The organism is Acaryochloris sp. IP29b_bin.137 (assembly GCF_028285745.1).
In the GTDB taxonomy this organism is placed as follows: Bacteria; Cyanobacteriota; Cyanobacteriia; order Thermosynechococcales; family Thermosynechococcaceae; genus Acaryochloris.
Map to the genome: position 1 here is coordinate 1 of NZ_JANQOP010000317.1, position 10,506 is coordinate 10,506.

Sequence of the window (10,506 nt, forward strand, 5' to 3'; positions counted from 1 at the left end):
TGCAACTGAAACCCCATAAACGACTCAATTACCAGAGAGGCATGAGGGCGCTATCACTGATTCAGACCACATTGTGAAACCCTTGTCATCCCCAAAGGGGACAGTCATAAGCGCTGATGATGGCTTGCCCACGAATGCGGTGTAATACCTTTGCCAATCGCCGATGGTCTTCATCTGTTAGCTCATGACGATATTGTCGTCTCGGTGTGTGGGGTTGCAGATGACGTTTATCTTTACTGCCCCTTGCACTATGGGGATAGGGTGGGTCGCAGTAGAACAAAGTTTTAGGAGCGTCATAAATTTGGATGCAATCGAAAGCATCTAGATTGAGGAATTGGACGGTTTGGATACGGTCAGCGATCTCAGCCAGGTAACTGCAAATTATTTACGCTTACGTTGATGGTCAATCACCTATCTTTGTTGGACTGTTTTTATGTTAATTGGCCTCAAACTGTCGGTTGATAGCTTCCATCCTCAGATTTACTAATCTGCCCTTGGGTGATTTGGTTTTCGATGATGGAGTCGCAGCGATCGCACAATAATGGATGCTTTTTAGACTGACCGACATAGGTAGAGTAATTCCAGCAGCGATCGCATTTCTTTCCATCTGCCTTAACAACGCCCACACCCAGGGTTTCAGACTGAAACTGATACATTAATCGATCTAAATTTTTAGGTGTATCCAGTAATTCCACCTGGGAAGCCAAAAATAGGTATCTTAACTCATCCACATTGTTTGAACCTACTCCAGTGGCAGGATTCATGGCTTCCAACTGCTGACGCAGGTCCGTATCACTGACATACAGCAATACCTTCGATTCCAGAGAAGAACCGATCTGCTTTTCTACCCGAGCCTGCTCCAGCACCTTATTCACCTCTTGGCGAATCTCTCGCAATACCACCCACTGGCTAGCCAGGTCAGGATTTTGCCACTGATCTTCCAGGTGCATCCACCCGGCAGCAAACACGGATTGATGCTCTGTCTGATAGGGCAAAGACTGCCAGATATCCTCTGCCATATGAGAAAGCACCGGGGCGATGGCACGGGCTAGATTTTCTAGGGCAATGGCCAATACTGTCTGACAACTACGGCGTCGCTGGGCATTTGGTTCACTGATATAAAGGCGATCCTTAGCAATATCGAGGTAGAAGTTGGATAGATCGACCACACAGAAATTCTGCACCGTCTGGAAGAAACGGAAGAACTGGAAGCTCTCAAAAGCCTCTGTGACGTCAGTAAACACTTCTGTAATCCGATGGAGCATATAGCGATCAAGCTGGGGCAGATCTTTATAAGCCACTGCATCTTTGGCTGGGTCAAAATCATGGAGGTTACCCAGCAAGAAGCGAGACGTATTGCGGATCTTGCGATAGACATCCGCCATTTGCTTCAGGATATTTTTGCCCAAAGGCACGTCGGACGCATAGTCCACGGAAGACACCCAGAGACGCAGCACATCGGCACCATAGGGTGGATCTTGCTTTTGGTTTTTGCCCCCTGCAATGACGATGGCTGGGTCCACTACATTACCGATGGATTTACTCATCTTGCGGCCCTGTTCATCCAGGACAAAGCCGTGGGTCAAGACAGTTTTATAAGGAGCATGGCCATTGGTAGCCACGCTAGTCAGAATGCTGGACTGGAACCAGCCCCGATGTTGATCCGACCCTTCTAGGTACATTTCGGCTGGATATTTCAACGGCTCCCGCTGATCGCAAACCGCCGCCCAGGAGGAACCAGAATCGAACCAGACATCCATGGTGTCGGTGCCTTTGCGGTAGGTATTGCCATCGCTGCGATAGGGTTCTGGCAGAAGTTCGTCGTTGTCGAGTTCCCACCAGGCATCAGAACCCTTCTCTGCCACAATCGCCTGCACATGTTGGATCGTGGCTTCATTCAGGAGGGGTTCTCCCGTGGCATCGTTGTAGAACACTGGAATAGGCACGCCCCAATTGCGCTGCCGGGAGATACACCAGTCTGATCGCTCTGAGACCATAGACGTGATCCGGTTTTCTCCTTGGGCGGGAATCCAATTGACGGTTGAGATCGCATCCAGTACCGCCTCTCTAAAACCATCTACAGAGGCAAACCACTGCTCAGTCGCCCGCAAGATCACTGGCTTTTTAGTCCGCCAATCATAGGGGTATTTATGGGCATAGCTTTCTTCTTTTAACAGAGCACCTGCTGATTGTAGTGCCTCAATCACCGCTTCATTGCCGCCATTCAAAACATTCAGTCCAGCAAAAGGACCAGCCTCATCAGTAAACGTGCCATCCCCATCCACTGGAGACAGCATTGCTAAACCATACTGCTGACCCACCTGATAGTCTTCTTGACCATGACCGGGGGCAGTGTGCACAAGCCCCGTCCCCGATTCTGTGGTGACATAGTCACCCAAAACCAAGGGACCTTCCCGCTCAAACAGCGGATGCTGGTAGGTGGAATTTTCCAGGGCTTTACCAGGCAGGGTCTTGATCACTTTGAAGGAGGATTCCAAGGTTTCCGTCAAGGTCTCCACCAGATCTTCCGCCACAATCAGGTAGTCTTCGCCCGCTTGCACCACTGCATAGGTCAGGTCGGGATTCAGACTAACCGCTAAATTCCCCGGAATCGTCCAAGGCGTCGTTGTCCAGATGGCGACCTTGAGGGTAGGTAAATACTCATCGAGCAAAGGCTGTGCAGCTTCTGACAACCCAGTCACCTTAAACGTGACATAGATACTGCGAGAGGTATGACCTTCTGGATATTCCAGCTCGGCTTCGGCTAAGGCTGTTTGTGAGCTGGGACTCCAGTAGACGGGCTTAAACCCACGATATATATATCCTTTGAGGGCCATTTTACCAAAGACACCAATTTGAGCCGCCTCATATTCTGGCTTCAATGTCAGATAGGGGTTCTCCCAATTTCCCCAAACCCCATACCGCTGAAAGCTCTTGCTCTGCTTCTCAACGGTTTTTAGAGCAAAGTCCCGAGCCTTCCACCGCAATTTTAACGGCGTCAGCTTAGCCCGATTCTCAGGCTGAATATTCTGCAGTACCTTTAGCTCGATCGGTAAGCCGTGGCAGTCCCAACCCGGCACATAACGAACTTTGCGACCTTGCAAAAGCTGGAACTTATTGATGATGTCTTTGAGAATCTTGTTGAGGGCATGACCAATGTGCAGATCGCCGTTGGCATAGGGCGGCCCATCATGGAGTACAAACACATCCCCAGGATTATTCTGGGAGAGATCTTCATAAATGTTGTGATCGGTCCAAAACTTTTGCAGTTCAGGCTCGCGCTTCACCGCATTAGCGCGCATATCAAACTTGGTTTTGGGAAGATTTACGGTCTTTTTATAGCGTCCGGGTTCTGTCACAATTTCTAGCCAACACAGCAGAGAATATCAACAAGTCATTCAGACATTATCAACGAGATCTCAACGATGCTTCAACTTTTCATCTACAAGACCTGCAAAATCTCAGTGAGAAACCGTTCTGTCTAAACAATCTAATGATGCAAACCAGATTTCAACCTCTGGCTTTAAGCCTAATGTCCAAAAACTAATCGCTGTATCACGAGAGAATCCCTATACAACGCCCTATGAGAGATGGGTCGATGATATGCAAGGGTATAATTCATAAAGAATTAATATCCAATACTGAACTGGTGCATCGGATTTTTGAGGAGCTAAAAGTTCTTAAATTTTGGAGTTCCTATGATGACTAGAGTGTCAGAACTCAAAAGTTAGATCTCATGCCGACGCTCTTTATCTTCGCAGGGTTACCCGGAACCGGAAAAACTACTCTTTCCCAACTCCTTGCTCAACAGATTAATGCCGTCCATCTCCGTATCGACACGATTGAACAGGGGCTGCGTGACTTGTGTGGCTTACGAGTGCAAGGCGAAGGATATCGACTGGCTTATAGAATCGCCGCAGACAATCTTCAACTAGGACTTAACGTTGTCGCAGACTGTTGCAATCCACTGGAGCTGACACGGCGAGAATGGGAACAGGTTGCTAAGAATAACGCAGCGACCTATGCAAATATCGAGGTGATATGCTCAAATCAGTCTGAACATCAATGTCGTGTCGAGTCACGCCGGACAGATATTCCCAACTTGCAATTGCCCACATGGCATGATGTGGAACGTCGCGAATACCACGAATGGTCAACCCCCAGAATTGTCATAGATACTGCTGGTCATTCACCCATTGATTCACTTAAGACTTTGATGGCGGCACTGGACGACAGCACTACTCCAGTAACCAGTTGAAGATCTCCTTGATGGTCAACTCTAAGTCGTTTGCAAAAGAAGGTACAGGTAGTGGATTAGTGGGCCAATCAAATACGAGGGGCTGTTGCTGTGGCCGATAAACCAAGATGGCTCTTTCACTTGGATCAATAAGCCATCCCATCTCAGCATCGTGATCGAGGCAATGCAGGATATTTTTAGTGACTTTAGCGTGGTCGAGTACTCACCATCCCTCTTCATATTCGTCTATTCCAAGAAAATATTGGCTTAGGGTTATGCTGGTCGATGATGGAAATTTGCTTGGCTGAAAGTCGATGGTTTGCTGTCTTAATCCAGATTGCGAAAAGCCCCTCAACCAAGATGGCTGCAAGTTTTGTGAGTCCTGTGGAACGAAGCTGATACCTTTGCTTAGGAATCGCTTTAAGATCCTCAAACCCTTGGGGCAGGGAGGATTTGGAAAAACCTATCTGGCTGAAGATACGGATAAGCTCAATCGACCTTGCGTGATTAAGCAACTGTTCTATCAAGGTCAAAGCAGCAATGCGAACCAGAAAATCATTGAATTATTTATGCGGGAAGCAGAGCAACTTGATCGTCTCAAAGCAAACCAACAGATTCCTGACTTACTGGCCTACTTTGAGGAGGAGGGCTATCTTTACCTGGCCCAAGAATATGTAGACGGTGGAGATCTGCTGAAAGAGTTGCAGACGGATGGCCCATTTAGTGCAGAAAAGATTAAGGAACTTCTGTTTGCTTTGTTACCTGTATTGGCATTTATCCATAGCAAAGGATTGATCCATCGAGATTTGAAGCCCGAGAATATTATGCGCCGCAAGCTAGATGGGCGTTTAGTGCTAATTGACTTTGGGGTTGCGCGTCAAATTTCGATGAGTAAGCTATCCCTCACGGGCACTAAGGTAGGGTCTCCAGGCTACTTCTCAGTGGAGCAGTTTGCGGAAGGAAAGGCGACGGCATCTAGTGACTTGTACAGCTGCTTTCACTTGCTAACAGGTCAATATCCGGGTGATCTGTGGACCATGCAAGGCTATGGCTGGGTGAATAATTGGCAAGACTATTTATCTCACGCTATTGATTCACAACTGGCTGCCATCCTCGATAAATTGCTTCAGGTCAGGTCAGAGGATCGGTACCAAAGTGCTGATGAAGTGCTGGCAGACCTCAATCAATCCAAGGCCCAAGCAGAGGCTGAGAAACTGCAACGGTATGAAGCAGAATTTAGCAAAGCCGTGCGATCTGCTTTCCCTTTGGAGGCCCATGTGCGGGACAAACTCAAACAATTTCAGCGATCCATTGGGTTGGCTGATGCTGAAGTGGTTCGGATAGAGCAGCCCATTCTCAAGCAAGCCGAAGCAGAACGGCAAGAAAGAATCAAGCAGCAAGCCGAAGCTCGACAGCAGGCTGAAGCCCAGCGGCAAGAACAGCTTAGGCAGGAAGCAGAAGCCAAGCGACTGGAACAGCTTAAACAGAGTGAGAATGTCGGGAATTCCTCAAGCTTAGTTTCTAAGAAAACGAATCGTCGCCAATTTTTGACCCTGGCTGCCTTTGGAGGCGTGGGGTTAGGAAGTGTCTTGTTATGGGAAGCAATCAGAAATCTGACAAACTCATCCAATAAATTGGCAGACCAAAGTTTTGAGTTTGAAGTTGTGAGTGTTGATGAGGTAGGAGACATTACCAACCGCAAGCGAGAGCGAGCTGAGTTTTTCACAGAGGAGCTGGACAGCGGCAACACATTAGAGATGGTGTTGATTCCTGGCGGCACCTTCACAATGGGTTCACCTTCCAGTGAGCTGGGAACGGGTGATGATGAAGGCCCTCAGCATGAGGTTACTGTCCCTTCGTTTTACCTGGGTAAATATCAGGTGACGCAGGCCCAGTGGGAAGCAATTATGGGGTCTAACCCGTCTAATTTTAAAGGGGCTAATCAGCCTGTCGAGAATGTTTCTTGGGAAGATGCAGTGGAATTTTGCCAGAAGCTCTCTCAGGAAAGCGGTAAGGACTATCGGCTCCCCAGCGAGGCGGAATGGGAATATGCTTGCCGAGCTGGAACGACTACCCCCTTCTACTTTGGTGAAACGATCACGCCAGCATTAGCAAACTATAACGACACATTTACCTATGGTAGTGGCCCGAAAGGAGACTATCGAAAACAGACTACAGAAGTTGGCAGCTTTCCTCCAAATGTCTTTGGTCTATATGACATGCATGGAAATGTTGATGAATGGTGCCAAGATCATTGGCATAAAAATTATGATGGTGCCCCGACAGATGGTAGTGCTTGGATTGATAAGAATGATAATGATTCTCGCCGAATACGACGCGGCGGTTCTTGGTTCTACAATCCGAGGTACTGTCGCTCCGCGTCTCGCAGCCGCAGTAGGCCCGACTTCCGCGCCGACAATATCGGTTTTCGGGTAGTGTGTTCCGCGCCGAGTTCTCTTCCGTAACCCTTTCTCTCTTTTATTCTCTTACCCTTTCCCTTCGCGCTGACGTGCGATCGATTAACTTGGCTAAACCTGAATTATAAAATATTCGGCCAATAGACCTTTGGAATGAATAGCGCCCAATTCTGCGTTGGCCCCCCGACCCCTCAATTCTGGGGGGAGAGTATTCAAAGATCTCGTTGTGGTCGCCAGTATTCATGGGCTAATCTTGCAGACGTGAAGGTACAGATAGTGAGCTGATTCAGGCTGTAAGTCCCTTGCAGAAAGCTTTTTCAGTGATGTTGCTTCCTGGTTGATTGCAGAACTCAGCCCCACAAAATTATCCCTAGAACCCATTCGGGCTGCTTTGCTGATCCTACATGCCTTCTTCTTTGTTCCAGCAACTCATTTCGATAATGCTGCTCCAATACCAGTCTGGAGAGCCACTGTTGGCGTTCCTCTGAAAGTCAGCGGGTCCCCAAACCTCTTGGATATTGGCAACTATAGCTTCATATTCGTGCTGAAACTCAGCTTCGATATTTTCTAAATTTGAAAAATCATGTTCAAAGAATAGTTTTGAGACCTTCCAGTCAAATGTATATCCATATGGCCGATAGTTTCCTGGAAACATCTTCCACAACAAGTCTTCAAGGATTTTGATAGGATGTCTATTTTTCATGGTTTCTGTCTCTTTACAATAAGCTTTCTACAACCCAGCAAGAAACATCAAGAAATCAAAGCGGGAAGACAAAGTTCCCCTTGTGTTTCCAGCTCTCAGAGAGAAACCTAAGATATAGTTTAGATATAGGCTTTTATACACAAATATTTAGAGTTTTATGACAGTCGCCCATACTCCTATGACTAGTATGGATAGGCAGCCTTTGCTACTTAACGTTAGCAATGCCTCATTGACGGTTACACCGGAGCAGTTTGATCGTCTGTGTCTTGATAATCCTGACTTGCGTCTTGAGTTGACGGCGGAGAGAAAATTGATTGTGATGGCCCCAACTGGTGGTGACAGTAGTGAGAAGAATTTTGATTTGGCGCTGGAGGTGGGGATTTGGAATCGGCAGACGGGGTTAGGTCGGGCGTTTGACTCGTCCTGTGGTTATGATTTTACGGCCTTTGCAGGGGGGAAATTATCACCAGATGTTTCTTGGATTGAGCGGTCTCGCCTAGAGGGAGTGGAGATTACTGGGTTTATTCCGATTGTCCCTGATTTCGTGATTGAGCTACGCTCAACAACGGATAGATTGAAACCCTTGCAAGAGAAAATGCAGGAATATCAGCGTCTGGGCGTGAAGTTGGGGCTATTAATTAATCCTAAAAGTAAGCAAGTGGAGATTTATCGTCCAGGGTGAGAGCCAGAACGATTGGAGTCACCTGATGCCGTCAACTGTAGCGAGGTGATGCCAGGTTTTGTCTTGAGCATGGCAAGAATTTGGTGATTGCTCCAGCAGGCCTTAATGACCTTACCCCAGCGGATCAGGGGGTTGAGGAAGAGTCGAAGAAGCATCTTGACCTTCCTCAGGTGTCAAGTCAGAGATGACTTGGTCCAACTCAGCCTTGAGTTCATCTTTTTTGGTCTCGGGCTGTTCAGTTGTTTTGTCTTCTACTGCTGGCTCTACCTGAATAGTAGTTTCAGGATTACTGTCCGGTTTGGCTGAGCTTTCTTTGGGAGCAGCAGAGCTGGGAGTCAGCGGTTTCACTTCAGTAGCTGCAGCTTCAACCTTCGGTTCTTTATCTTGGGGAGCCTCAGCAATCTTGTCTTCCACTGGAGTCGTGGGCTCATTGACTGGAGCAGATTGTACTGTTGTTTCTACCGTTGTCTCAATAGTCATGGCAGGGTGAGGATTGACAGTAGGCGTGCTATCTTCTGTAGGTTGAATGGACTCAGTGAGACCATCAGTCTCAGCAACATCTTTGCCACTGATCATCCCTTTTAGTTTTTCACCCAACCCTGACAGATCTAAGCGCTGTCTGATCGCTGGAGGCAGAATCGACTTTTCCGATGTTCCATCATTTGCCTTTGCCCCCATTCGCTGCCATAGTCCTTGCCAATCTACGCTAGCAATCTTGACAATGATCTGATCCGAAATCTTTCTTGCCTGAGCACCCCAGGTACCTTCTTCTGGTTGCGGAGGGCTAGCTTCTACCATGGCCCAACGGCGTTGCAACGCTTGGTAGCTCAACCACACCAATAGGACCACGCTAGCGGCATGCCCTAGCAATAATCCAAAGGGTCGGCGATAAATCAGCAGAATTAAGGCATAGAAAAGCCCCGTACCACTCCACCAAATATCAGTTTTGCGGTGAATTTCTGGATAGACGTAGGCTGTTAAGTACAGCCCAACGCTGCCTAAACCAACGATCAACACTAAGGCTAAGGAAAGCATGGCTTAGATTCTCCGTTCAGCATAAACAGGATTCCCCATTCATACCACCCTCGTGGCATTTCCCTGAGCATCTAGTTAAAAAAATCAAAGAGGCATGTCTATAACAGACATACCTCTTTAAATTACACGGGCTTCGAGCTTTGCTAGCGGAGACAAAATTTCTAAATTTCTGAACTCCAGCATAAAAAATGGGTTGGGCCTGGACTCTCTTTGAAGGTGACACTTTCTAGAGTGTCACTATGGTTAAGGTCGGGACCGGGGATATTTTTCCATCAGGGCTTGAACTTGCTCCGCATGATACGAGCTACGCGTGAGGGGCGAGGCCACAATTTGGAGAAAACCCATTTCTTCCCCCAACGCTTGCCACTTAGCAAACTGATCTGGATGGACAAAATCTTGTACACCTAAATGTTTTGCTGTGGGCTGTAAATATTGACCGATGGTGAGGATATCGCAATCAACTTGGCGTAAATCAGTCATCACTACCTGCACTTCTGCATCAGTTTCACCTAAGCCAACCATGATGCCCGATTTTGTGTAAATCCAGGGGGCAAGCTGGCGAGATCGCATCAGCAAATCCAAGGTCCGCTGATATTCTCCTTGAGGTCGAACCCGCTTATATAGGCGCGGTACGGTTTCCGTATTGTGATTGAGAACTTCGGGGGCAGCTTGCAGAATTGTCTCTAGCGCTGCCCAATTGCCACATAAATCAGGAATCAAGACTTCAATGGTGGTTTGCGGTGATAGAACTCGTATCTGCTCGATACAACGCACAAACTGTGAAGCTCCGCCATCGGGCAAATCATCTCGATTCACAGAAGTGATGACAACATGATTGAGATTCATCCGGCGGACGGCTTCCGCTAAACGTTGTGGCTCTGTAGGGTCCAGCGCAATAGGCTTTTTCTCAAAATCAATATCGCAGTAAGGGCAAGCCCGGGTACAGGCTGGCCCCATGATCAAAAAGGTCGCAGTACCGTGGTGAAAACATTCCCCAATGTTGGGGCATGAAGCCTCTTCACAAACCGTATTCAGGTGCAGATCTCGCAAGATATCTTTGACACTGCCCACTCGTTCCCATTGCGGGGCTTTAACTCGTAACCAATCGGGCTTAACAACCACTACACTGACCTGAAATGCTTTGTTTCTAATGTAAGGGATGTTCGTTCAGGCTGAATACTGCTCACCAGTCAATTCTTCAACTCGGTGAGACTGGCAATAACCCAACATCCAGGCTGAGCTATTTCCGAACCAACTTTACCTAGGCATTCAGGCCCAGCTTATCCCGACCCCAGGCTGGCCGTTCTCAATAATGTGAAGCACCACTAAAGACAATCAATAACCTCCGGTAAAACCGGAGGTTTGGAAAGAACCCCTGAAAGGGGGTCAGGGGGTGAGACCTCAGCTCTCTAAAAGGCTCAACTGCTCCTGT

7 protein-coding genes and 2 pseudogenes are annotated in these 10,506 nt (G+C 47.8%); 4 read left to right on the top strand and 5 right to left on the bottom strand.

The window, feature by feature from the left end; genetic code table 11:
- Positions 1 to 85: 85 nt before the first annotated feature.
- Positions 86 to 385, bottom strand: a complete 300-nt coding sequence (locus tag Q0991_RS21820) for a DNA adenine methylase (protein ID WP_366525039.1) — start codon at positions 383 to 385, stop codon at positions 86 to 88.
- Between the two features lie 61 nt (positions 386 to 446).
- The gene (gene ileS, locus Q0991_RS21825) at positions 447 to 3,359 is read right to left on the bottom strand and encodes an isoleucine--tRNA ligase (RefSeq protein WP_366525038.1); all 2,913 of its coding nucleotides are present in this window, start codon (positions 3,357 to 3,359) and stop codon (positions 447 to 449) included.
- A 377-nt stretch (positions 3,360 to 3,736) separates the two neighbouring features.
- On the opposite strand from ileS, the gene Q0991_RS21830 reads away from it, so the two are divergent.
- The 3 genes and pseudogenes from Q0991_RS21830 to Q0991_RS21835 all read left to right on the top strand — a co-directional run bounded on the left by Q0991_RS21830 (position 3,737) and on the right by Q0991_RS21835 (position 6,702).
- The gene (locus Q0991_RS21830) at positions 3,737 to 4,258 is read left to right on the top strand and encodes an AAA family ATPase (protein ID WP_299492544.1); all 522 of its coding nucleotides are present in this window, start codon (positions 3,737 to 3,739) and stop codon (positions 4,256 to 4,258) included.
- A 293-nt stretch (positions 4,259 to 4,551) separates the two neighbouring features.
- A pseudogene (locus tag Q0991_RS25320) lies at positions 4,552 to 4,623 on the top strand (4-Cys prefix domain-containing protein); the annotation flags it as partial.
- Positions 4,624 to 4,641: 18 nt separating this feature from the next.
- Positions 4,642 to 6,702, top strand: a complete 2,061-nt coding sequence (locus Q0991_RS21835; protein ID WP_366525040.1) for a bifunctional serine/threonine-protein kinase/formylglycine-generating enzyme family protein — start codon at positions 4,642 to 4,644, stop codon at positions 6,700 to 6,702.
- Between the two features lie 352 nt (positions 6,703 to 7,054).
- Here the strand turns inward: Q0991_RS21835 and Q0991_RS21840 are convergent, their stop codons facing one another.
- The gene (locus Q0991_RS21840; RefSeq protein ID WP_299492548.1) at positions 7,055 to 7,357 is read right to left on the bottom strand and encodes a hypothetical protein; all 303 of its coding nucleotides are present in this window, start codon (positions 7,355 to 7,357) and stop codon (positions 7,055 to 7,057) included.
- Positions 7,358 to 7,514: 157 nt separating this feature from the next.
- Here Q0991_RS21840 and Q0991_RS21845 point away from each other — a divergent pair.
- Positions 7,515 to 8,126: pseudogene (locus Q0991_RS21845) on the top strand (Uma2 family endonuclease).
- A 24-nt stretch (positions 8,127 to 8,150) separates the two neighbouring features.
- Here the strand turns inward: Q0991_RS21845 and Q0991_RS21850 are convergent.
- A complete protein-coding gene (locus Q0991_RS21850) occupies positions 8,151 to 9,074 on the bottom strand; it encodes a Ycf66 family protein (protein ID WP_299492552.1) in 924 nt (307 codons plus the stop codon).
- Positions 9,075 to 9,317: 243 nt separating this feature from the next.
- A complete protein-coding gene (lipA, locus tag Q0991_RS21855) occupies positions 9,318 to 10,196 on the bottom strand; it encodes a lipoyl synthase (protein ID WP_299492554.1) in 879 nt (292 codons plus the stop codon).
- Positions 10,197 to 10,506 lie beyond the last annotated feature (310 nt).